This window comes from Micromonospora sp. NPDC047740 (assembly GCF_043204735.1).
Taxonomy (GTDB): Bacteria; Actinomycetota; Actinomycetes; order Mycobacteriales; family Micromonosporaceae; genus Micromonospora.
In genome coordinates this window covers 56,362-78,309 of sequence record NZ_JBIDCT010000016.1, presented here as the reverse complement: position 1 = coordinate 78,309, position 21,948 = coordinate 56,362, and the positions used below count along the sequence as shown (strand labels likewise).

The following is a 21,948-nucleotide window of genomic DNA, read 5'->3' as shown; positions in this document are numbered from 1 at the left end:
TCGCGGCCGCCGTCCCCTGCTCAGGGATGGGGCCGGACGCAGTGGTCGCGATAGGTTGCACAGTGATGGCCACGATCGACGACGTCCGTCACGAACTCGCCAGCCTCGCCGACCCGGATCGGGCCGAGGGAGTGAGCCGGTATCTGCAGATGGTTCCGGGCGGCTACGGCGAGGGCGACCGGGCCATCGGCGTCTCCGTGCCGGATCAGCGCAGGGTGGCTGGCCGCTATTGGCGGGAGCTGTCCCCGGCCGAGACAGCGGTGCTGCTGACGAGCGGCGTGCATGAGGAGCGGCTGACGTCGCTTCTCATCCTGGTGCGCAAGTTCGCCAAGGGGGACGAGGCGGAACGGGGCGAGATCTTCAGCATCGTCTTGGCAAACACCGGCCGCATCAACAACTGGGACCTGGTGGACTCGTCCGCGCCGTACATCGTCGGCCCCTGGCTGATCGACAAGGACCGGAGCGTGCTGGATCGGCTGGCCGAATCGAGCCTGGTGTGGGATCGGCGGATCGCCATCATGGCAACGCTCGCCTTCATCAAAGCCGGCGACTTCCACTGGACCTTCCGGCTCAGCGACCGGCTCCTGCGCGACCCACACGACCTCGTCCACAAGGCGGTGGGCTGGATGCTGCGCGAGGTGGGCAACCGGGACCGGGCGGCGGAGGAGGAGTTCCTGGCCCGGCGTTACCGGGCCATGCCACGGGTCATGCTGCGGTACGCGATCGAAAAGTTCGAACCGCAGCGACGTCGGGAATACCTGTCCGGCCTGGTGTAGCTGATCGATGCTCGAGCGGCCGAGCGGATCGGCCGGGGGGTGTTGCCGGACGTCGGTTCAGTGGCCGGGCTGGCGCGGGCGCAGGCCGTTGAGGGCGGTGGCGACGACGCGGTTGGCGTATTCGGCGGTGAGAGGGCCGCTGCGCTGCAACCATCGGTTGAGCACCGGCCCCCAGATCATCTCCACGGCCACGTCGAGGTCGACGTCTTCGGCGAGCTGTCCAGCCTGCTGGGCGCTGCGCAGCCGTTGACGCTTGAGTTCCTTCAACGGCCCGTCCAGCCGTTCGGCGTAGGCGGCGGCCAGTTCGGGGTCGTGCGCGATCTCGGTGGCCAGCGCGCGCATCGGTTGGTCGTAGCGGGGGTCGGTCATCTCCGCGACCGTGGCGCGCAGCACCGCTGTCAGGTCGGCCTCCAGGTCGCCGGTGTCGGGCAGCGCCGCGGGTTCGCCGTCGTTGCCCTCACTGAGCATGAGGAAGGCGTCGAAGAGGATCGTGCCCTTGGACGGCCACCAGCGGTAGATGGTCTGCTTGCCGACGCCGGCCCGCGCGGCGATGCCCTCGATGCTGAGTTTGGCGTATCCGACCTCCTGCACCAGGTCGAACGCCGCGGTGAGGATGGCCCGCCGGGAGGTCTCCTTCCGGCGGGCCGCGTTGGCGGGGGCTTTGCGCTGTGTCGTCATGCGGCCAACGTACCGGAGGTGAGACGGACCGTCTCGTCTTGACCCGAAGGTTCTGATCGCTTACGGTTCCAGGAATAGCGAGACGGACCGTCTCGTCTCGTGTGAATCAGGGAGGCCTCGTCCATGCGCACCTCATCCAGCCCTGCTCCGCGTACCTGGTTCATCAGCGGCGCCAGCCGCGGTCTGGGCCAGGCGTTCACTGTGGCCGCGCTCGAACGTGGTGACCGGGTGGTCGCCGTGGCCCGGACCATCGACCGGGGCGACTTCGACGAGCGCCACGGTGACCAACTGCTGACCCTGGCGCTCGACGTGACCGACCGGGCGGCGGTCTTCGCCGCCGTGGCCACCGCGGTGGAGCACTTCGGGCGGCTCGACATCGTCGTCAACAACGCCGGCACCATGTCCATGGGCATGGTCGAAGAGTTCACCGAGGCTGAGGCGCGGGTCCAGTTCGAGGTCAACTTCTTCGGCGCGTTGTGGGTCTGCCAGGCCGTGCTGCCGCACCTACGCGCCCAACGGGCCGGCCACATCGTGCAGATTTCCAGCATCGCCGCTCTCGGCGGCTTCCCGAGCACCGGGATGTATAGCGCGAGCAAGTTCGCGCTGGAAGGCATGAGCGAGGCCCTGGCGATGGAGGCGGCGGCCTTCGGCGTCACCGTCAGCATCGTGCAGCCCGGCGGCTATTGGACCGACCTGTACACCAGCATGACGTCCACCAAGCCGCTGGCGGCGTACGGCCCGCTCCGCGCCGAGTTAGAGCGGCAGTGGGCGGACGGCTCGATCGACAGTGAGCCCCGGCTGGCCGCCGAGGCACTGCTGAAGCTGGTCGACAGCGACGACCCGCCGCTGCGGCTCCTGCTCGGCAGCATGATCTACGACCTGGCGTTCGACATCTCGCGTCGACGAATGGACACCTGGGCGGGCTGGGAGCAGGTCAGCCGGGCCGCGGAGCATGCCGTCCCGACGCCCGGCCCCGCGCGTTGACCGGTTACGCGCCGGATCGCTGCGCCTCGGGGTGCTGGCCGGCGAACGCCCGGAGCAATGTCGCGATCGCGATGGCCAGGTCCGTTCGGTTCGCGGCTGTTCCGGGTGGTGGGGCGGTGCGGGCGCCCGCACCGATCAGACGGTCGAACAGCAGGCCGTCGATGCAGGCGACGAGGTGGTCGCCGGCCTGCGCCGGATTCCGGGCGCCGGCGGCCGCCAGCATCGCCCTCGATTGCGCGCGTGAGGCGTCGCCGTATTCCAGGATGGTCCGTAGCTCGGGATGGTGCGTGGCTTCGAGCAGGCAGGCGTAGCGGGCCAGCGTGCGATGGCGTGCGGTGCTCATCCACTGGTCGAGGAGGGCGGCGATGCCGGCGGCTGTCCGGTCGATGTCGGTCAACGCGACTGCCGCCGAGTCGGCCACGGCCGGCAGTTCGCGGGCATCCAGGTCCGCCCGGTCGAGGTCGGCGAGCCGGCGTACGACCGCTTCGATGAGCGCCTTGCGGGTGCGGAAGTAGGCGGACGTGGTGCCCTGGGGCAGTCCGGCCCGAGCATCGACGGCGCGGTGGGTGAGGCCGCGCATGCCGAGTTCGGCGAGTACGTCGATCGCGGCATCGGTCAGGACCGCGAACCGGTCGGTCGTCATGGTGTTGCGTCTCCCTTCTACGGCTGTAGTATGGCTTTCTACAGCTGTAGAAGGACGGTGCACGGATGGACCGGACGGCCGTGGTGATCGGTGCAGGTATCGGCGGGTTGAGTACGGCCGTGGGTCTGCTTCGCAAGGGCTGGCACGTGACCGTGCTCGAACGTGTCGCCACCTTCGGGCCGGTCGGGGCCGGCCTGGTGCTCCAGGCCAACGGGCTGCGCTGTCTCGACGCCCTCGGTCTCGGCGCGGCCGTTCGGGACCTGGGGCGTGCCGGCATGTCCGGTGGCACCCGCAGGCCCGACGGCCGGTGGCTTGCCCGCATCGGCGCTGACGAGATGGAGCACCTGCTCGGCACCGCGGCGGTCGGTGTCCACCGCGCCACCCTGCACGAGATCCTGCTCGGCGCCTTGCCGGAGGGCACCGTCGTGACCGGCGCCGAGGTCAGTGCCGTCACCGCCGACGGGGACGTCACGTATCGAAGCCGGGACGGACTCGTCCGGATGCGAGCCGATCTGGTGGTCGGGGCGGACGGGATCCACAGCACCGTGCGGGCACTGCTGTGGCCGGATGCCGCCGGCCCGGTGCGCGTCGGCGTGACCGCATGGCGCGGAGTGACGCCGGCCTGGGACGAGGACCTCGTCGTCGCGATCACTTGGGACCGTGGCGCCGAGTTCGGGATGGTGCCGCTCGCCGACGGACGGGTGTACTGGTTCGCCGCCGTCAACACCGCGCCCACGCAGCCGGACGTTGACGAGCTGGCCCAGGTGCACGCCCGGTTCGGCAGTTGGCACGACCCGATCCCCGCCCTCATCGGCGCGACCGACACCGTCCTGCGCGACGAACTTGCCTGCCTCGACGAGCCACTCCCCACGTACGTCAAGGGCCGGGTCGTCCTGCTCGGCGACGCCGCTCACGCCATGACACCCAACCTTGGCCAGGGTGCCAACCAGGCGCTCGAGGACGCCGTCGTCCTCGCCGCCGTCGCCGATCGGCCGGACGGCCTGGTTGCCTACGACCGGCAACGCCGCCCACGGAGCCAGCAGGTGGCGAAGGCGTCCCGCGTGATCGGCCGCTTCGGCCAGCAACTGCACAGCCCGGTCGCCGTGGCCGTCCGCAACATCATCATGCGGGTGACCCCGCCGCGGTTGGCTCTCCGCTCGATGGCCCGCTACGCCGACTGGCGCCCGCCGTCACTCGAGTAGGGACGGCTCCCCGCGCGGCGGCAGCCATTGCGCGGGCACCCGGCTTCGGCTGACACCTCACCCCTGATCCGCCTTGACTGCGCGGACTATGGCGTGGCGCGTTTCCGCACGAGTGGCAGGTATACCTCGTCGACGATGTCGATGAGAACCTCGTCGGGTGCGGTCGGCACGCCTCGGGTGACGAACTCGTTCCGGAGCAGGACGATCGCCACCGTGGCGACCCGGGGGTGGAGGGATTCAGGGGAGGCCTCCCCGCGGGCGACGGCGCGTCCCAGGATCGTCAGCCACATGGCGGTCATGGCGTCGGCGGATTGCTCCGGTAGTTGCGCCGCCAGGTTCTTCGCGCTGCCGGCTGCCGCCAGCAGTTCCCGCAGGATGGCGCCGAGTGGCGAGCTCCAGTGCCGATTGGCTCGGCGCAGCAGTTCCAGGGCATCCTCGCGCAGCTGACCGGTGTCGGGGGCTTGGATCGTCGTGGCCAACTGCTTGTAGGCGGCGATGCCGAGAGTGAGGCGGTCTGGCCAGCGGCGGTAGATGGCGTTCTTGTTGGTGCCGGCCCGCTTGGCGACCCGGTCCATGGACAGCCCCGCGTACCCGGACTCGGTGAGTTCATCGGCCGCGGCGCGCAGGATCGCCTCCTCCAGTGCCGCGCCCCGTCGTCGGGTCTGCCCAGCACGGGCCTGGGTCATCGGGTCGTCCGGCATGCTCTTCCTCGCGATCGGTACTGCTCGTTCCTTCCAAGCATCCACTTGACGTGCGACCTCAGTCAAAATACGGTACCGCTAGTACCTTATTATGCCACGGAAGGGACCCACCCGTGCGTGCCAGAGGCATCACCTACGACACCGGATTCGTCCGCCATGGCGTGAACTCCCGCCAGCGCTTCGAGCCGGAGCTGGTCGAACGCGAACTACGCATCATCCGGGACGATCTGCACTGCACTGCCGTCCGCGTGACCGGCGGCGATCCCGAGCGGATCGAGACCGCCGCAACCTTCGCCGTCGACCTGGGCCTGGAGGTCTGGTTCTCGCCGTATCCGCTCGAGATGACTGCCGACGAGATGCTGTCGCTGTTCGCCGACTGCGCCGAGCGGGCGGAGCAGCTGCGGCGGCGCGGCGGTGAGGTCGTGTTCGTCACCGGCGCCGAGCTGAGCCTGATGAACCCGGGATTCCTGCCCGGCGACACCACCGAGGAACGGATCGGGCTGCTGAGCCAGCCGCACCGCGTGCGGGAACTGATTGCCGAGGCCGGCGTCCGGGTCAACGACTTCCTTGGCAAAGCCGTAGCCCTGGTCCGCGAGCGGTTCGGTGGCAAACTCACCTACGCCTCGGTGCCAATTGACCGCGTCGACTGGACGCCCTTCGACATCGTGTCCATGGACGTCTACCGGTCGGCCGCGACCGCCGAGACGTTCGCCGAGATGTTCGCCGAGGGCATGCGCAGCCCGGCATTTCAAGGAAAGCCGGTCGCGATCACCGAATTCGGCTCGGCCACGTACCAGGGCGCGGGCGACCGGGGCGCGCAAGGACTGGAGATCGTCGAGTACGACCAGGACACCGGGCCGGTCCGACTCAACGGGAAGTACGTCCGCGACGAGGCCGGCCAGGCGGCCTATCTACGCGAGCTGCTGGAGGTCTTCGACGCCGAGGGCGTCGACACCGCCTTCGTGTTCCTCTTCGCGCTCTACGACCACCCGCACCGCCCCGACGGCGATCCCCGCGACGACCTCGATCTGGCCAGCTACGGCATCGTCAAGGTCTTCGACGACCGCCACGGAGACACCTACCCCGACCTGCCGTGGGAACCCAAAGCCGCGTTCACCACCATCGCCGAGCATTACGGAAGGCGATGAGAGCGGCGCGCTGCCGCGGGCGGTCGCAGCGACTCGCCGTCTCCTCGTCGTCGGTGGGGCCGGGCGCGCTGTGCCGGCCACCACCGACCCGCCAGTCGATCACGCCGGCGTGGCTGCCTCGTCGGTCTCCGGCGACAGCAGCGCCAGGTAGCTCTCCGGGCGCCAACCGGCGATCACCTTGGTGAACAGCCCCGCGCCGAGCCGCCGGTAGAAGCGCTGCGCCCCGGCGTTCTCCGGCTTGACCTCCCAGCGGATGACGAGCCCGTCGTCCGCCGCGGTACGCGCCAGCGCGAGCATCAGCGCCCGACCGACCCCGGCGTCCCGGGCGGATGCCCGGACCCACAGGTCGTCCAGTGCGAGGATGTCCCGCCCGGACCACAGGTGCACGCGGCGGAGCGCGGAGACGTAGCCGAGCGGCTCGCCGGCCCGCTCGGCGAGCAGCACGGTGACGTCGCTGCGGCCGAGCAGGATGCGCCATCCGTCCACGGTGACGGTGACGTGCGCGGCGTCGCCCTCGTGGGCGGCGATCTCCCGGACCAGGGTGTCCACGGTGGCGGCGTCGGCGGGACCGGCCGGGCGGATGGTGACGGTGTCGAGCATGTTCTGCTCCTTTTGAGAAACGGTGGCGGCCCGGGACGGGTCAGGGCGTGCCGATGGCGGCGAGGACGTCCAGCCGGGCGGCGCGGCGAGCCGGCAGCAGACCGGCCAGCAGGCCGGCGACCAGGGCGACGGCCAGCACGAGCAGCAGCCGGCCGGTCGGCACGGCCAGCACGGTCGGGGCGTCCCGGCCCAGCGCGCGGACCGTGGCGGCGGCGAAGCCGGCCCCCAGCACGATCCCCAGGACGCTGGCCAGCGCGGCGACCAGCACCGCCTCGGCGCGGATCATCCAGCCCAGCTGCCGGCGGGTCATCCCCACCGCGCGCAGCAGCCCGATCTCCGCGGTGCGCTCGGTGATGGACAGGGCGAGGGTGTTGGTGATGCCCAGCAGGGCGATCAGCACGGCCAGCATGAGCAGCACCGTCACCAGGCCGAGCACCTGGTCGATCATCTCAGTGCGGCCGGCGACCGCGGCGGCCTGGTCGCGTAGCTGCGCGGTCGGGGTGTCGGCCAGCGCGGCCTTGATCGCCCGCTCGGCGGCGGCCCGGTCCGTCCCGTCGGCGGTGCGGATGAGGACGCTGGCGTCCATCTCCTCGCTGTAGTGCCGGGCGAAGGTGTCCAGCGAGATGAGGTAGTCGGTGGACAATGCCCGGGCATCCCCGTTGCGCAGCAGGCCGACCACGGGCAGGGTGTGGGTGCCGGTGCGGGAGAACGTCATCGGCAGGTCGTCCCCGACGGCCAGGCCCCGGTCCCGGGCCACGTGCTCGGCCAGCACGATCCCGCCGCCGTCCAGCGCCGCCAGGTTGCCGGCGGTGAAGCGTAGCTTCGTCACCCGGGGCAGGGTCGCCGGGTCCACGGCGGTGAGCGCGTTGGTGGCGTCCCCGTCGCGCCAGTGGCCGTAGCGCAGCCGGGACGCCACAGCGACCTCGGGCAGCCGGCTGACCCGGTCGTACACGGCGGGGGAGAGGCCACCGAGCATCTCGTTGCGGGCGCTCTCCACCACATGGTCGGCGCTGATCACCTCGGCGTAGGACTGCCGGACCGAGCTGTTGACCGAGGTGCCGAGGACGGCCATGAAGCTGATCAGCGCGAGCCCGAGGGCCAGCGCCAGGGCGGTCGCCGCGGTCCGCCGCGGGGTGCGGGCCGCCGAGTCGGTGGCCAGCCGGCCGGTCACGCCGGCGGCGGCCAGCGGCCGGCCGACGAGGCGTACCAGGGCGGGGGTGAGGGCCGGCCCGAGCAGCGCGAGCCCGCCGACGGCGCCCAGCGCGGCCACGCCGAGCAGCGGGACCGGCGCGTCCGCGGCGAGCACCGCCGCCGTGGCGGCCAGGCCCGCGACGGCGGCCAGCGCGCCGGCCACGACTCGGACCCGGCCGGTGCGGGCGGCGGCCGCTTCGCGTAGCGCCGCCACCGGCGCCACCGCCGCCGCGCGCCGCGCCGGCCCGACTGCCGAGCCGACCGTGACGAGGACGCCGACCGCGAAGGCCACCAGCACGGTACGGCCGGTCAGCACCAGCCCGCCCGCCGGCAGCGGTACGCCGAACGCCCGGGCCAGCCCCCGGATGCCGGTGGCGGCGGCGACACCGAGGGCGAGCCCGGCCGCCGAGGCGGTGAGCCCGACCAGCAGCGCTTCGCCGAGCACCGAGCGCAGCACCTGCCCGCCCGTCGCGCCGGCGGCCCGGAGCAGGGCGAGTTCCCGGGTCCGCTGGGTGACCACGATGGAGAACGTGTTGGCGATCAGGAACGCGCCGACCAGCAGGGCGGCGCCCGCCAGGGCGAGCAGCACCAGTTGCAGCCAGCTCAGCTGGTCCCGGGCCGCCGCCGCGCCGGCCGCCGCGATGTCGCGGCTCGCCGCGACCTCGTAGTCGGCGCCGAGCGCGGCGGTGATCCGGCTGCGCAGCTCGTCGGGGGCGACGCCGGGCGCGGCCACGACCGCCACCTCGGAGACGCCGGCGCCGAGCCGGAGCAGCCGCTGTGCCGACGGGAGGGTGACCAGGGCGACCGTGCTGTTCGGCAGGCCGCCCCGGTCACCGAACCCGGCCAGCCCGACCACCCGCAACGGTGCGGTGTCGGTCGCCCGGACGGTGACGGTGTCGCCGAGCCGGACGCGGTGACCGCGCGCGGTGTCCTCGTCGAGGACCACCTCGTCGTCGGCGGCCGGGGGTCGGCCGCTGCGGATGGTGAACGAGCCCGCCGGGGCCGGCGCCCAGGAGGCCAGCACGGACGCCCCGGACGGCACGACCGGCGTGCCGGCCACCTCCAGCAGGCCCTGGCCGCGGACCAGCGGCTGGGCGGTGGCCACCCCGGACACCGCGGCGATCCGCGCCGGTAGGTCGGCCGGGAGCGGGTCCCGGGCCACCTCGACGCCCATCGCGGAGTCGAAGGCGACCGCGTCCCGCACGGTCAGGTCGACGCCGGCGGTCGCGGTGCGGAACTGGTCGTCGAGCAGCCGGGTGGAGGTGTCGGTGAGGACCAGGCCGCCGGTGGCGAACGTGACGCCGAGGACGACCGCGAGCAGCGTCAGGGCCAGCCGGGCCCGGCGGGCCAGGGTGGTACGCAGAGTCAGGCGCCACATGTCAGTTCGCTCCCGTGGTGGCGGGCGCGGCCAGGCGCGCCATGCGGGACAGGATGGCCGGCACGGTCGGTGCGTCGAGTTCGCCGTCGATCCGGCCGTCGGCGAGGAACACCACCCGGTCGGCGTACGCGGCGGCGTGCGGGTCGTGGGTGACCATCACGATGCTCTGCCCGAGGTCGTCGACGGCCTGCCGCAGGAAGCCGAGCAGCGCCTCGGCCGCCGACGAGTCCAGGTTGCCGGTCGGCTCGTCGGCGAACACGATCTCGGGACGGGTGATCAGCGCGCGGGCCACCGCGACCCGCTGCTGCTGCCCGCCGGACAGCTCACCGGGCCGGTGCCGTAGCCGGTCGGCCAGACCGAGCGTGGCGACCAGGTGGGCCAGGCGCTCGGGGTCGGGTCGGCGGCCGGCCAGGGTGAGCGGCAGGAGGATGTTCTCCCGCGCGGTCAGGGTCGGCACCAGGTTGAAGGACTGGAAGACGAAGCCGACCCGGTCCCGGCGCAGCAGGGTGCGCTGCCGTTCGCTGAGCCGGCCGAGGTCCGTCCCGCCGAGCAGGATCTGCCCGGCGTCGACGGTGTCCAGGCCGGCCAGCGCGTGCATGAGCGTCGACTTGCCGGACCCGGACGGGCCCATGATCGCGGTGAACCGGCCGGCCGGGATTGACACCGTGGCGCCGTCGAGGGCGCGGACGGCGGCGGCGCCGCGACCGTAGGTGCGTACGACGTCCCGGGCCTGCACGGCGACCGCGGTCGAGGTGGGGCGGGGCGACATCACAGTGCTCGTGGTCATGGTAGATCTCCTGTTTGTGGGGGGTGGGTGGCTCAGCGGGCGGCCCGGCGGCGCGCCTCGGTGCGGATGGCGCGGACGGTGGCGACGTGCCGGTCGCGGCGCAGCCGGCGGACCAGCTCGGCGCGCTCCAGCTCGATCAGGTCGGCGGCGAGCAGGTGGTTCATGGCGACTCCTCGGTCAGGTGCGGATCGGTGACAGGAGGAGATTGGCCGGCCGCGCTGTCCGGACGCTGGCTGTCGATTCCGCCGGGGCGGACAGCGGATGGACAGGCCGCCGCCAGCGGCCACGGCCAGGCTGGCGGGCATGGTGGAACGGAACGACCCGGCGGCGCCCGCCGCGGACCCGACGTGGGTGGTGACGGTGGCCCTGCCGTCCGGCATCTGCCGGCGCTGCGTACGCGCGGTCAGCCGGCGGGTGAGTGACCTGCCCGGCGTGGTGTCGCTGGACTTCGACGGCGACGCCGGCCTGCTGCGCGTGGGCGGCGAGGTCGACCCGGCCGCCCTGCAGCGCGCCGGCCTGGCGGTCTGCCCCGCCGGCCCGGAGTGTCGCCGTCCCGGCTAGCGCCCGGCCGCCGTGGTCAGCGCCCCGTCACCGCCCGAGCCGGCGTCCGTGCGCAACGGCCCGCCGCCAGGGGCCGGCGCCTCCGTCAGCGGGCCGTCGGTGCCAGGGCCGCCGCCGCCCGCCGGGCCGCCTCGGCCTCCGGTTCCCGGCCGTCGGCGGCCGCCGCCTCGGCCGTCAACGACCAGAGCCGGCGCCGGGCCCACGGGAACTCACGCTCCTTGAGCAGCTCCACAGCCCGGCGGCACTCGTCCGACGCGGTGGCCGCGTCGCCGTCGGCGTACGCCATCCGGGCCCGGCCCCAGGCCGCCCAGGCCTGGCAGCGCGGGTTGCCGCTGCGGCGGGCGGTGTCGGCCGCCTCGGCGAGCATCGCCGGCACGCCCGCGACCTCGCGGCGATCCAGCCGGGTGTGCGCCAGCTGCACGAGGGTGAAGGCCAGCGCGTGCGGGGAGGGGTTGACCCGGGCCTCCGTCGCCGCCTCCTCGAGGACGGCGATCGCCTCGTCGGGCCGGCCGGCCTCGCGCAGCGCGATGCCGAGGTGCGCCAGGATCCCGGCGGGCAGGAGACGGTCCCCGGCCTGCCGGGTGAGGTCCAGGGTGCACCGCCACTGCTCGGCGGACCGCGCGAAGTTGCCCGTGCGCAGGTCCAGCAGGGCCTCGACGTAGCAGACCGTCCCGTGCCACCAGGGGTCGTCGGTGTCGCCCCGCTCGCCGCGGGCCTGCGCGACCATCGCCCGGTATTCGTCCGGGTCGCCGTCGTACTGGCCCTCCCAGGCCACCACGAGCCGGGAGACCGCCGTGTTGGCCGGGTCTCCCAGCTGCTCGAACTCCGCCAGGCTCGCCCGTGCGGCGGCCCGGGTCTGTGCGGTGGGGTAGTAGACGCCCAGCAGGCCGATCCGCTGCAGGGCGGTGGCGCGGGCGGCCGGGGCGGCCCCGCCGGCGGCCAGCAGCGCGGTCAGGGCTCGGATCCCCTCGTACCGGGGTCCGTAGTTCCAGAACAGGAAGAGCGCGTCGGCCAGCCGCAGGCCGGCGTCGACCCCGTCCGACCGGTCGAGGCAGCGGTCGACCGCGGCCCGGAAGTTGTCGTGCTCCTCGGTCAGGCGCGCCCAGGCGTCGGCGTCGGTCCGGGCATGCGGCCCGTACCGTTCGGCCAGCTCGGTGAAGTGGGTGAGGTGCCGGTCGCGGGCCGCCGCGGTCTCGCCGGCCTCGGCGAGCTGGGCGGCGGCGTACTCCCGGATGGTGACCAGCAGCCGGAACCGCCCGGTGGTCGGGTCCGGCACCACGAGGGAGCGGTCGACCAGCCGGAAGAGCAGGTCGAGCACCTCGTCGGTGGCCAGGCCGTCGAACGCGCAGACCCGCTCGGCGGCGGTCAGGTCCCAGCCGCCCCGGAACACGGCCAGCCGGCGCAGCAGCCGCCGCTCGGCCTCGGTCAGCAGGTCGTGGCTCCAGTCGAGGGTGGCCCGCAGTGTCCGGTGCCGGGCCTCGCTGGTCCGCGCCCCCGTCGTGAGCAGCGCGAAGCGGTCGTGCAGCCGGGCCGCGATCTCCGCCGGCGGCAGCGCCTTCACTCGCGCGGCGGCCAGCTCGATGGCCAGCGGCATGCCGTCGAGCTGGCGGCAGATGTCCGCGATCACCGGCGCGGTCGCCTCGTCGAGGACGAAGCCGGGGCGGACCGCCCGCGCCCGGTCGACGAACAGGGCCACGGCCGGGCTGTCGCCGAGCCGCGCGAGATCGGCCGGCCCGTCCGGTACGCCCAGCGGCGCCACCGCGAGCTGGGTCTCCCCGGGTACCGCGAGGGCCTCCCGGCTGGTGGTCAGCACGGTCAGCGCCGGGCAGGCGGCGACCAGTTGCTCGACCAGCTCGGCCACCTCGTCGATGACGTGCTCGCAGTTGTCGACCACCAGCAGCGCCCGGCCGGCGCCGAGCCAGGCGACGAGCGCCGCGGTGGCGGCCGGTCCCGGACCGCCGGCGGCCACGCCGAGCTGGCCGGCGACCGCCTCGGGAAGGTCGGTCCCGCTGGCCACGGCGGACAGGCGGACCAGGTGCAGCCGGTCGGCCAGGGTGGCGTCGGCGTGGCGTGCCGCCTCCAGCGCCAGGGTGGTCTTGCCGACGCCGCCCGGGCCGGTCAGGGTCACCACCCGCGCCTCGCGCAGCCGGTCCAGCACGCGCTGCACGTCGTCCTGCCGGCCGATGACCGAGGAGAGCCGGCGGGGCAGGTCGCCGCGCTCGGCTGCGCGGGGGGCGGGAATCCGCGCGGCCGGGGCCGTGGTCTGCGGCGTGGCGGCCGGGTCAGCCGCACGGGCGAGGGACGGGGCGGCCGGAGCCGCCGGGGCCGGGGCTGGCACCTGCTGCCGCAGGATCGCCCCGGCGAGGGCCTGCAGTTCGGGCGCCGGGTCGATGCCCAGCTCGTCGGCGAGGCGGTGCCGCAGCGCGTGGTACGCGGTGATCGCCGCCGCCTGCCGCCCGCCCCGGTAGAGCGCCAGCATCAGCAGCCGGTGCAGCCGCTCGCGCAGCGGGTGGGCGACGACCAGGCGTTCCAGGTCGGCGACCGCCTCGGCCTGCCGCCCGGCGTCCAGCAGCAGTTCCAGCCGGTCCTCCACCGCGCCGAGGCGCAGTTCGGCCAGGCGGGCGGTCTCGGCCAGCGCCCAGTCGGCGTCGCCGACGTCGGCCAGGGCCGGCCCGCGCCACAGCCCCAGCGCCTCGTCGAAGCAGGCCAGGGCGGCGGCGGGTCCGTCGCCGGTGGTCGCGGTGCGGGCCCGCTCCAGCAGCCGTTCGAAGCGGTACGCGTCAACCGCATCGGGGGCGACGGCGAGCTGGTAGCCGGGGGCGCGGGTGACCAGCAGGTCCCCGCCCGCCCCGGCGGCGGCCAGGGCCCGGCGCAGCTTGGACACCCGCAACTGCAGCGCGTTCGTGGCGTCGGCCGGGAGCTGGTCGCCCCAGAGCGCGTCGGCCAGCGCGTCGGCGGAGACCACCCGACCCGCGGCGAGCACCAGCCGGGCCAGCAGGGCCCGGACCGCCGGGGCGAGCGGAGCGGCGGCGCGGCCGGCCACCCGGAGCTCCATGGTGCCGAGCACCCCGAAGCTCACCGTGGGCCCACTGTCCCCGCTCATCGCACTCCCGTCCGCTGCGGCGTCGGCCCTGGGGCCCGCCCCGATCGCCGGGTGGCTGCCCCCGGGCGGGCCCCATGCTACGTCCCGGCCGGCCCTCGGCCGATCGGCCGAAAGGCGATGCGCCGCCCGCCGCCGGGCGTGCCCGCCGGGTGGGGGAGCCGCCTGCCGACCCGGCCGGACAGCCGGAAGCCGGTCGGGTTGGCCCGGACGGCTGGCCGGCCGGGTGGCGGCCGGTCGGCCCGGGACAGCCGGATGCGGCGCGGTGAGGGGGACGGTCGGGTTGTTGCACGGTCAGGCCGGGACGGCTGGCGCCGGCCGGGGCGGCAGGGCCAGCCGCCGGTCCGCCACCAGCCGGGCGGCCAGCACCTCGGCGTCCCGGCCCACCCAGCCGAGCACGGCCGAGCCGCGGGCGCGTTGCCAGGGCAGGCCGAGGAAGTACAGGCCGGGCCAGTCGGTCACCCCCTGCCGCTGCACGGGCGCGCCGGACGGGTCGGTCACCGGCACCGCCAGCCACGGGTAGCGGGGGCGGAAGCCGGTGGCCCAGACCACCGCGTCCACCCGCCGGCGCCCGCCGTCGGCCAGCAGCAGCATGTCCCCCGCGGCGTCCACCACCCGGCCGACCCGGTCGACCCGCCGCAGCAGCCCGGCCACGTCGCTGCCGATGATCGGGTTCTGGGCCGCGATCCGCCCGCCGAGCCGGCTCTCGGCGCTCAGCCGCATGGTGCCCAGCCGGGAGAACCACCAGAAGATGTCCCGGCCGAGCCAGCGTTGCGGCAGCACCGGGCCGATGGCCGGTGCGGAAAGCACCACCCGCCGGCCGTGGTCGGCGAGCTCGGCGGCGATCTGCACCCCGGTGTTCCCGCCGCCGACCACCGCCACGACCCGGCCGGGCAGCTGCGTCGGGTTGCGGTACGCGCTGCTGTGCAGCTGGGTGACGCCGGCCGCGAGCCGGCCGCTCACCTCCGGTACCCAGGCCGTGTGGAACGCCCCGGCGGCGACCACCACGCGCTGGGCGTGTAGGGGCCCGGTCGACGTGTCGACGGTGAAGCCGCCCGCCGTACCGGGGCGGACCGAGGTGACCCGGCAGCCGAGCCGGACCGGCAGGTCGAAGTGCGCGGCGTAGCCGGCGAGGTAGTCGGCGACCTCGTCCTTGCCGGGGTGCCCGTCCGGGTCGCCGGGGAACGGCAGGCCCGGCAGGGCGGAGAACCGGCGCGGGGTGAACAGGGTCAGTGAGTCCCAGCGCTGCCGCCAGGCGTCGCCCACCTGGCCATGCGCGTCGAGGATCGCGAAGGGCACGCCGGCGCGGCGCAGGTGGTGGCCGAGCGCCAGCCCGGCCTGCCCGCCGCCGACGATCACGGTGTCCAGGTCCATCGGTCCGTCTCTCCTGCGGTCAGGCGACCTGGTGGCCGGCTTCGCCGATGGCGGCCACCACGGCGGCCCGGTCGGCGTCGCCGTCGACCCGGACGGTGCGGGTGGCCAGGTCCACCGCCACGGCGTGGACGCCGGCGACCAGGCCGACCTCCTCCCGGATGGCCTCGACGCAGCGGCCGCAGCTGATCTTCGGCACGGAGAGCACGAGCTGGTGCACGGGTTGCTCCTTCGTTCGGTGGGCCGCCCTGTGGCGGCCCGGCAGCTCGAACCGTGCCGGCGGGCGCTGTCCAAGCCCTGTCGCGCACGCCCGGACCGGCCGACGGGTCGCGGACAGCGGGCGGACAGCGGCGGCCGGGAGCGTGGCGACACCGACCGCACGACGGGCGGCAACCAGCCAGGGCGCCTGCGGCGCCCGGTACGAGAGGAGCAGTGCGATGACGACACCGACGGTCGTCTCCGGCACGCTGGACATCGGCGGGATGACCTGTGCGTCCTGCGTCAGGCGGGTGGAGCGGGCGCTCAGCCGGGTCGAGGGCGTGGCGCGGGCCGAGGTCAACCTGGCGACCGAGACGGCGACCGTGGCCTACGACCCGGCCCGGGTGAGCCCGCCGGCGCTGACCGCGGCGGTGCAGCGGGCCGGCTACACGGCCACCGTCCCCGCCGACGAGCCCCGCTCAACGGGCGGCGCGCTGGGGCTCCCCGACGCGGCCGAGGAGGACGCCGAGCGGGCCGAGGAGCGGGAGGTCACCCGCCTCAAGCGGATCTGGCAACTCACCCTGGCCACCGGCCTGACCATGATGGTGCTGATGTACCTGCCGCTGTCCATCGACGCGATGGACTGGCTGATGCCGGCGCTGCTGGTCGTCGCGACCGTGGTGCAGTTCGGGGCGGGCCGGCCGTTCTACCGGGCGGCCTGGGCGGCGGCCCGGCATGGCGGGGTCAACATGCACACCCTGGTCGCCCTCGGCACCACCGTCGCGTACGCCTACAGCGCCTTCGTCACGCTCTGGCCGGCGGCGGCCGAACGGCTCGGCCTGCCGCTGCACGTCTACTTCGAGATCTCCGTGGTGGTCATCGCGCTGGTGCTGACCGGCCGCTGGATGGAGGCCCGGGCGCGGCGGCAGACCGGCGCGGCGATCGGCGCGCTGCTCGGGCTGCGCCCGCGCACCGCCCGGGTGCTGCGCGACGGCGTGGAGACCGAGGTGCCGGTGGACGAGGTCGTGGTCGGCGACCTGGTCCGGGTCCGCCCCGGCGAGCAGGTGCCCGTGGACGGCACGGTCACCGAGGGCGCCTCCACGGTGGACGAGAGCATGCTGACCGGCGAGAGCATGCCGGTGTCGAAGACGGTCGGGGACGTGGTCATCGGCTCGACCGTCAACCGGACCGGCTCGGTGGTGCTGCGGGCCACCGCCGTGGGCCAGGACACCACTCTCGCCCAGATCGTCCGGCTGGTCCAGGAGGCCCAGGGCGCCAAGGCGCCGATGCAACGGCTGGTCGACACGGTCTCCGCCTGGTTCGTCCCGGCGGTGATCGGGCTGGCCCTGCTCACCTTCGGCGTCTGGGCGGTCGCCGGACCCGACGACGGGCGGCTGACCTTCGGCATCGGCACCGCGATCGCGGTGCTCATCATCGCCTGCCCGTGCGCCCTCGGCCTGGCCACCCCGACCGCGATCATGGTCGGCACCGGCAAGGCCGCCGAACTGGGCATCCTCATCTCCGGAGGCGACGCGCTGGAGCAGGCCCGGCGGATCACCACGGTGGTGCTGGACAAGACCGGCACGCTCACCCGCGGCCGGCCCGACGTCACCGCCGTGCACGCCGCCGACGGCGTCGACGTCGACCAGCTGCTGGCGTACGCGGCCGCGGCCGAGACCGGCTCCGAGCACCCGCTCGGGGAGGCGATCGTCCGGCACGCCCTTGCCCGCGACCTCGCCGTACCGGCGGCGGACTCCTTCGAGGCGGTGCCCGGGCACGGCGTCGAGGCGCGGGTCGACAGCCGGCACGTGCTCATCGGCAACCCGGCCCTGATGCGGGCCCACGACGTCGACGTCGACCCGCTGTCCGGTGCGGCCGCCGCGGTGGCGGCGCGCGGCGGCACCCCGGTGCTCGTGGCCCTCGACGGCCGGCTCGCCGGCGTCATCGGGGTGGCCGACACCCTGCGCCCCGAGTCCCGCGACGCGGTCGACCAGCTGCGGGCGCTGGGCCTGGAGGTGTGGATGCTGACCGGCGACAACCGGGTCACCGCCGAGGTGGTCGCCCGCGAGGTCGGCATCGCGCAGGTGATCGCCGACGTCCGGCCCGAGGAGAAGGCCGCCCGGGTCGCCGCCCTGCAGGAGCGGGGCGCGGTGGTGGCGATGGTCGGCGACGGCATCAACGACGCGCCGGCGCTGGCCCGCGCCGACCTGGGCATCGCCATCGGCACCGGCACCGACGTGGCCATCGCCGCCTCCGACATCACCCTGGTCGGCGGGGACCTGCGCGGCATCGTCTCGGCCATCGCCCTGTCCCGGCGTACGGTCACCACGATCAAGCAGGGGCTGGGCTGGGCGTTCGGCTACAACGTGCTGCTCATCCCGGTGGCCGCCGGGGTGCTCTACCCGGCCTGGGGGATCCTGCTGGACCCGTCCCTCGCCGCCGCCGCGATGGCGATGAGCTCGGTCAGCGTGGTCACCAACGCGCTGCGACTGCGCCGCTTCCGCCGACCGGACACCGCCGCCGCGCTGCAGTCCCGGCTCGGTGCCCGGCTCGGCGAGTGGGCGTACCTGGCCGGGGTGGCCGCGCTCGCGCTCGCCGTCGGCGCCGGCTTCACCGCGCTGAGCCGTACCGACGCCGCCGCGCGTGGCATGAACGAGGTGCTCGCCTGGACGCAGGGCACCGGCATGCCGATGCGGCCGGCGATGAGCACCATGATGACCGCCGAGACCGAACCGGTGCCCGCCACGGACGCCGGGCTCCGGGTCGACCTCCGGCTGCCCGCCGACGTGGCGCCCGGCCGACCCACCACCGTGCGGGTCCGGGTCACCGACGCCGGAACCGGCCGGCCGATCCGCGACGTGGGGCGCAGCCACGAGGCGTGGATGCACCTGATCGCCGTCCGCGACGACCTGGCCAGCTTCGCGCACGTCCACCCGCAGCCGGCGGGCCGGCCGGGTGAGTTCGACGTCACCCTCACCTTCCCCACCCCCGGCCGGTACATCGTGCACACCGAGTTCCGCCGCAAGGGCGAGCTGACCGATGTGGTGCAGCGGCACGACGTGGCGGTCGGCGACCCGGCCGAGGTCATCCACGAGCCGGCGAGGGTGTCCGGGCGGCAGCAGGTCGTCGACGGCGTGCAGGTGACGCTGGACGGGACCGCGAAGGTCGGCGGCAGCCGCTTCACCTACCGCTTCGCCGACGCGGCCACCGGCCGGCCGCTGACCGGGCTGCGGCCGTACCTCGCCGCCGCCGGGCACGTCGTGGTCATGTCGGCGGCGGGCGACAGCTTCGCCCACGAGCACGCCGAGACCGAGGACGCCGACGGCCGGCCGGTGTTCGCCCTGCCCGGGCAGACCTACGGGCCGGACCTCGACCTGCACGTCGACTTCCCCCGCCCGGGCCGTTACCGGCTCTGGGGCCAGTTCCGCCGCGCCGACGGCCAGGTGATCACCGTCCCGTTCACCGTCGACGCCCGCTGACCGTCCGTCCCGCCCGAAAGGAAACCTCCCATGCAGATCGCCATCCTGCTCTTCGACCGGTTCACCGCCCTGGACGCCGTCGGCCCGTACGAGGTGCTCGGCCGGCTACCCGGCGCCCGTACCGTCTTCGTCGCCTCCGACGACGCCAGCTCAGCACGGCCGGCGCCGCGCACCGACCTGGAGCCGTCGCCGGCCGGGCTGGTCACCACCGACGTGGGCAGTCTCGCCCTGGCGGCGACCGCCACCCTGGCCGAGGTGACCCGCCCGGACGTGCTGGTGGTCCCCGGCGGCCCCGGGCAGATCGCCCGGATGACCGACGCCCGGCTGCTCGACTGGCTGCGCACTGTCGACGCCACCACCACCTGGACCACCTCGGTGTGCACCGGCTCGCTGCTGCTGGCCGCGGCCGGGCTGCTCACCGGCCGCCGGGCCACCTCGCACTGGCTGGCCCTGGACCAGCTGCCCGCGTTCGGCGCCGAGCCGACCGCCGAGCGGGTGGTCGTCGACGGCAAGTACGTCACCGCGGCCGGCGTCTCGGCCGGCGTCGACATGGCGCTCACCCTGGCCGGCCGGATCGCCGGCGACGGGGTCGCCCAGTCCCTCCAGCTCGGCATCGAGTACGACCCGCAGCCCCCGTACGCCGCCGGGTCGCCGAGGACCGCGCCGGCCCCCGTGGTAGCCGCGCTGCGGGCGAACCCCGCGCTGGTGCTCGGCTGAGATCTCCCACCGCGGGTGGCTCCCGGCGTGCCGGCCGGGAGCCGCCCGCACGACCTGGGCCGGTCAGTGCCGGGCCACGTAGACGGTGTTCGCGGACTCCCGGCGCTGCAGCGGGTTGGGGAAACGGACGACGTGCGCCACCGAGGTCGGAAACACCTCGGTGAGCACCCGCTGGAACGCCGGATCGGGCGGGTCGTTCGACCACAGCGCGAAGACCCCGTCGCGGTGCAGCAGCGCGGCGAGCCGGCGCAGCCCGTCCACCGTGTAGAAGCCGGCGTGGCTGGGGTGCAGCACCTGACGCGGCGAGTGGTCCACGTCGAGCAGCACCGCGTGGAACCGCCGGCCCGGCGACTCCGGGTCGAAGCCGGCCCCGCTGTCCACCGCCGCGAAGAAGTCCGCCCGGACGAACCGGGTACGCGGGTCGGCGGCCAGCCCGGCGGCGAACGGCAGCAGGTCCTGCCGATGCCAGTCGATCACGTCCTCGATCGCCTCGACCACCAGCAGCGACCGGACCCGCGGGTCCTCCAGCGCGGTCCGCGCGGTGTAGCCGAGCCCGAGGCCGCCCACCACCACGTCCAAGGCGTCCCCGGCCAGGGTGGCCAACCCGAGCCGGGCGAGTTCGATCTCCGCGACCGGGAACAGGCTGGACATCAGGTACTCGTCGTCGAGCTTCACCTCGTACACGTCGACGTCGAGCGAGGGCTCGCGGCGCCGGCGCAGGCTCAACTCACCGATCGGCGTCTCCCGCCAGGCCAGTTCTTCGAATCGCGCGCCCACCGGGTGGTCCTCTCCGCCGGTTCCGTGAGGCGGATGTTACCGGCCTGTCCGGCCCGGCCCGGCCGTCCGCCGGGCTCGGGCCCCCTTTTTCCGCCGCTGGTGGCATCGCCCGGGCCACCCCGGGTACGCCCACGACGACTCCAGCTCGGCTGGCGGCCAGGACGCGGCCTGCGCGCCGCCAGGCGGCGCTCCGGACCGGATACCGGTCTGTCGCCGCGCAGCGACCTGGAGCCGTCGGGATCGAGGACGGCTAAGGAAGGAGCCGAGCGTGGCGGACATGCTGGCCGGACGGCTGCACCTGACCGAGCGGGCCCTGCGGATGGAACGGGTCCCGGTGCCCGAGCCGGGACGCGGCGAGGTCCGGATCCGGGTCGCCGCCGCCGGGGTATGCCTGTCGGACGTGCATCTGATCGACGGCACCCTCACCCCGCTGTACCTGCCCGGCGACGTGGTGACCCTCGGCCACGAGGTCGCGGGCACCGTGGACGCGCTCGGTGAGGGGGTGCGGGGCTGGGAACCGGGCCAGCGGGTGCTGCTCCAGGCGGGGGAGCGGGACCGCTTCGGCCTGGTGCTCACCCGCGGCGTGGACTACGACGGCGGCTGGGCCGAGTACACCCTGGCCCGCGAGGACACCCTGGTCCCCGTCCCGGACCTGCTCCCGTTCGAGCAGGCATGCATCATTCCGGACGCGGTCTCCACGCCCTGGGCCGCGGTGACCGACACCGGGCGGGTCCGACCGGCGGAGGCGACCGCGGTGTGGGGCGTCGGTGGCCTCGGCGCGCACGCGGTGCAGTTGCTGCTGCTGGTCGGCGCGGCACCGGTGATCGCCGTGGACCCGCTGCCGGCGGCCCGGGACCGGGCGCTCGCCCTCGGCGCGGACCTGGCCCTCGACCCGAAGGACGGCGGCTTCAAGGACGCCATGCTGGAGCTGGTCGGCACCCGGGGGCTCGACGTCGCGTTCGACTTCGCCGGCGTCCCCGCGGTCCGCGAACAGGCCCTGACCGTGCTCGGCCGGCACGGCCGGCTCGTGCTCGCCGGCATCGCCAACCAGCCGATCAGCATCCCGTCGGACAGCCGGTTCACCTACAACCGGCAGGCGGTGCTCGGCCACTACGGTTCCGAGGCCGAGCACGTCGGGCAGTTGGTGACACTCACCGGGCTGGGCCGGCTCGACCTGTCCGCGTCGGTCAGCGACGTGCTGTCGCTGGCCGACGCGCCGGAGGCGGTGCGCCGGGTCCAGGAGAAGCAGGGCAACCCGATCCGCCTGATCCTGCGCCCGTGAACCCGGGAGACGCCGCCCTCACGCCGTCAACCGCAGGAGGAAGAGCCCGACCACGCCGGCGATCACGAGCGCGCAGAGAGCGGCCGCGACGCGGTTCGACCCGCGCGCGTACAGGGCGACCGCCGCGACGGTCGTGGCCCCCACGGCCACCATGCCGGAGAGCATGAGCATGACGTACGCGGCCAGCCCGGCCATGCCCTCGGGGCTGTTCCACGCGTCCACGGCCATCCAGCCACCACAGGCGACGCCGATCAAGCCCAGCACGGCGAACACGGCCGCCAGCAGCGCCACTGCGTCCACGACGAGACGTGGTCGCCGCCAGGACGCCGGTCGGCCGTCGTTCGGCTGGGCCTCCGAGGGGGCACGGGTAGTGCC

General features: G+C 74.5%; 20 protein-coding genes. 8 read left to right on the top strand and 12 right to left on the bottom strand.

What is annotated here, in order from left to right; all coding sequences use genetic code 11:
- Positions 1–65 precede the first annotated feature (65 nt).
- Positions 66–776 carry a DNA alkylation repair protein gene (locus ACGF4F_RS27005; RefSeq protein WP_357441469.1) on the top strand — a complete coding sequence of 237 codons (711 nt, stop codon included), beginning with the start codon at positions 66–68 and terminating at the stop codon, positions 774–776.
- Positions 777–833: 57 nt separating this feature from the next.
- On the opposite strand, the gene ACGF4F_RS27000 is transcribed toward ACGF4F_RS27005, so the two are convergent.
- Positions 834–1,454, bottom strand: a complete 621-nt coding sequence (locus tag ACGF4F_RS27000) for a TetR/AcrR family transcriptional regulator (protein WP_357441467.1) — start codon at positions 1,452–1,454, stop codon at positions 834–836.
- Positions 1,455–1,577: 123 nt separating this feature from the next.
- Between ACGF4F_RS27000 and ACGF4F_RS26995 the strand changes: the two genes are divergently transcribed.
- Positions 1,578–2,438 carry an SDR family oxidoreductase gene (locus ACGF4F_RS26995; RefSeq protein ID WP_357441465.1) on the top strand — a complete coding sequence of 287 codons (861 nt, stop codon included), beginning with the start codon at positions 1,578–1,580 and terminating at the stop codon, positions 2,436–2,438.
- A gap of 4 nt (positions 2,439–2,442) precedes the next feature.
- Here the strand turns inward: ACGF4F_RS26995 and ACGF4F_RS26990 are convergent, their stop codons facing one another.
- A complete protein-coding gene (locus ACGF4F_RS26990; RefSeq protein ID WP_357441464.1) occupies positions 2,443–3,081 on the bottom strand; it encodes a TetR family transcriptional regulator in 639 nt (212 codons plus the stop codon).
- Between the two features lie 65 nt (positions 3,082–3,146).
- On the opposite strand from ACGF4F_RS26990, the gene ACGF4F_RS26985 reads away from it, so the two are divergent.
- Complete coding sequence (locus tag ACGF4F_RS26985; RefSeq protein ID WP_357441462.1) at positions 3,147–4,283, top strand: FAD-dependent monooxygenase; 1,137 nt, start codon at positions 3,147–3,149, stop codon at positions 4,281–4,283.
- 86 nt (positions 4,284–4,369) lie between these two features.
- Here ACGF4F_RS26985 and ACGF4F_RS26980 read toward each other — a convergent pair whose 3' ends face one another.
- Positions 4,370–4,984, bottom strand: coding sequence for a TetR/AcrR family transcriptional regulator (locus ACGF4F_RS26980; RefSeq protein WP_357441460.1), 615 nt, complete (start codon positions 4,982–4,984; stop codon positions 4,370–4,372).
- 113 nt (positions 4,985–5,097) lie between these two features.
- On the opposite strand from ACGF4F_RS26980, the gene ACGF4F_RS26975 reads away from it, so the two are divergent.
- Positions 5,098–6,132 (top strand): hypothetical protein, encoded by a 1,035-nt coding sequence (locus ACGF4F_RS26975; RefSeq protein WP_357441458.1) that lies wholly within the window; start codon positions 5,098–5,100, stop codon positions 6,130–6,132.
- A 99-nt stretch (positions 6,133–6,231) separates the two neighbouring features.
- Here ACGF4F_RS26975 and ACGF4F_RS26970 read toward each other — a convergent pair whose 3' ends face one another.
- Genes ACGF4F_RS26970 through ACGF4F_RS26955 form a run of 4 tightly spaced genes read right to left on the bottom strand, consistent with a single transcriptional unit; the run spans position 6,232 to position 10,252 of the window.
- The gene (locus tag ACGF4F_RS26970; RefSeq protein ID WP_357441457.1) at positions 6,232–6,732 is read right to left on the bottom strand and encodes a GNAT family N-acetyltransferase; all 501 of its coding nucleotides are present in this window, start codon (positions 6,730–6,732) and stop codon (positions 6,232–6,234) included.
- Positions 6,733–6,772: 40 nt separating this feature from the next.
- Complete coding sequence (locus ACGF4F_RS26965; protein ID WP_393081510.1) at positions 6,773–9,301, bottom strand: FtsX-like permease family protein; 2,529 nt, start codon at positions 9,299–9,301, stop codon at positions 6,773–6,775.
- A 1-nt stretch (position 9,302) separates the two neighbouring features.
- Complete coding sequence (locus tag ACGF4F_RS26960; protein WP_357441454.1) at positions 9,303–10,088, bottom strand: ABC transporter ATP-binding protein; 786 nt, start codon at positions 10,086–10,088, stop codon at positions 9,303–9,305.
- 32 nt (positions 10,089–10,120) lie between these two features.
- Positions 10,121–10,252 (bottom strand): hypothetical protein, encoded by a 132-nt coding sequence (locus tag ACGF4F_RS26955; RefSeq protein WP_274534593.1) that lies wholly within the window; start codon positions 10,250–10,252, stop codon positions 10,121–10,123.
- A 139-nt stretch (positions 10,253–10,391) separates the two neighbouring features.
- On the opposite strand from ACGF4F_RS26955, the gene ACGF4F_RS26950 reads away from it, so the two are divergent.
- Positions 10,392–10,649 carry a heavy-metal-associated domain-containing protein gene (locus ACGF4F_RS26950; protein WP_357441452.1) on the top strand — a complete coding sequence of 86 codons (258 nt, stop codon included), beginning with the start codon at positions 10,392–10,394 and terminating at the stop codon, positions 10,647–10,649.
- A gap of 85 nt (positions 10,650–10,734) precedes the next feature.
- Here ACGF4F_RS26950 and ACGF4F_RS26945 read toward each other — a convergent pair whose 3' ends face one another.
- The 3 genes from ACGF4F_RS26945 to ACGF4F_RS26935 form a co-directional block, all read right to left on the bottom strand.
- Complete coding sequence (locus ACGF4F_RS26945; RefSeq protein ID WP_393081505.1) at positions 10,735–13,752, bottom strand: BTAD domain-containing putative transcriptional regulator; 3,018 nt, start codon at positions 13,750–13,752, stop codon at positions 10,735–10,737.
- Between the two features lie 291 nt (positions 13,753–14,043).
- On the bottom strand, positions 14,044–15,123 hold the full coding sequence (locus tag ACGF4F_RS26940; RefSeq protein ID WP_393081502.1) for a flavin-containing monooxygenase: 1,080 nt from the start codon (positions 15,121–15,123) through the stop codon (positions 14,044–14,046).
- Between the two features lie 19 nt (positions 15,124–15,142).
- Positions 15,143–15,340 carry a cation transporter gene (locus ACGF4F_RS26935; RefSeq protein ID WP_357441447.1) on the bottom strand — a complete coding sequence of 66 codons (198 nt, stop codon included), beginning with the start codon at positions 15,338–15,340 and terminating at the stop codon, positions 15,143–15,145.
- A 217-nt stretch (positions 15,341–15,557) separates the two neighbouring features.
- Between ACGF4F_RS26935 and ACGF4F_RS26930 the strand changes: the two genes are divergently transcribed.
- Together ACGF4F_RS26930 and ACGF4F_RS26925 are read left to right on the top strand one after the other, a co-directional pair.
- Positions 15,558–18,797, top strand: a complete 3,240-nt coding sequence (locus ACGF4F_RS26930) for a heavy metal translocating P-type ATPase (protein ID WP_393081498.1) — start codon at positions 15,558–15,560, stop codon at positions 18,795–18,797.
- 30 nt (positions 18,798–18,827) lie between these two features.
- Positions 18,828–19,514, top strand: coding sequence for a DJ-1/PfpI family protein (locus ACGF4F_RS26925; RefSeq protein ID WP_357441445.1), 687 nt, complete (start codon positions 18,828–18,830; stop codon positions 19,512–19,514).
- A 63-nt stretch (positions 19,515–19,577) separates the two neighbouring features.
- On the opposite strand, the gene ACGF4F_RS26920 is transcribed toward ACGF4F_RS26925, so the two are convergent.
- Positions 19,578–20,291, bottom strand: a complete 714-nt coding sequence (locus tag ACGF4F_RS26920; RefSeq protein WP_357441444.1) for a spermidine synthase — start codon at positions 20,289–20,291, stop codon at positions 19,578–19,580.
- 277 nt (positions 20,292–20,568) lie between these two features.
- Between ACGF4F_RS26920 and ACGF4F_RS26915 the strand changes: the two genes are divergently transcribed.
- Complete coding sequence (locus ACGF4F_RS26915; RefSeq protein ID WP_357441640.1) at positions 20,569–21,573, top strand: zinc-binding dehydrogenase; 1,005 nt, start codon at positions 20,569–20,571, stop codon at positions 21,571–21,573.
- A gap of 18 nt (positions 21,574–21,591) precedes the next feature.
- Here ACGF4F_RS26915 and ACGF4F_RS26910 read toward each other — a convergent pair whose 3' ends face one another.
- Entirely contained in the window at positions 21,592–21,873 is a 282-nt protein-coding gene (locus ACGF4F_RS26910; RefSeq protein WP_393081494.1) for a hypothetical protein, read from the bottom strand.
- Between the last annotated feature and the right edge of the window lie 75 nt (positions 21,874–21,948).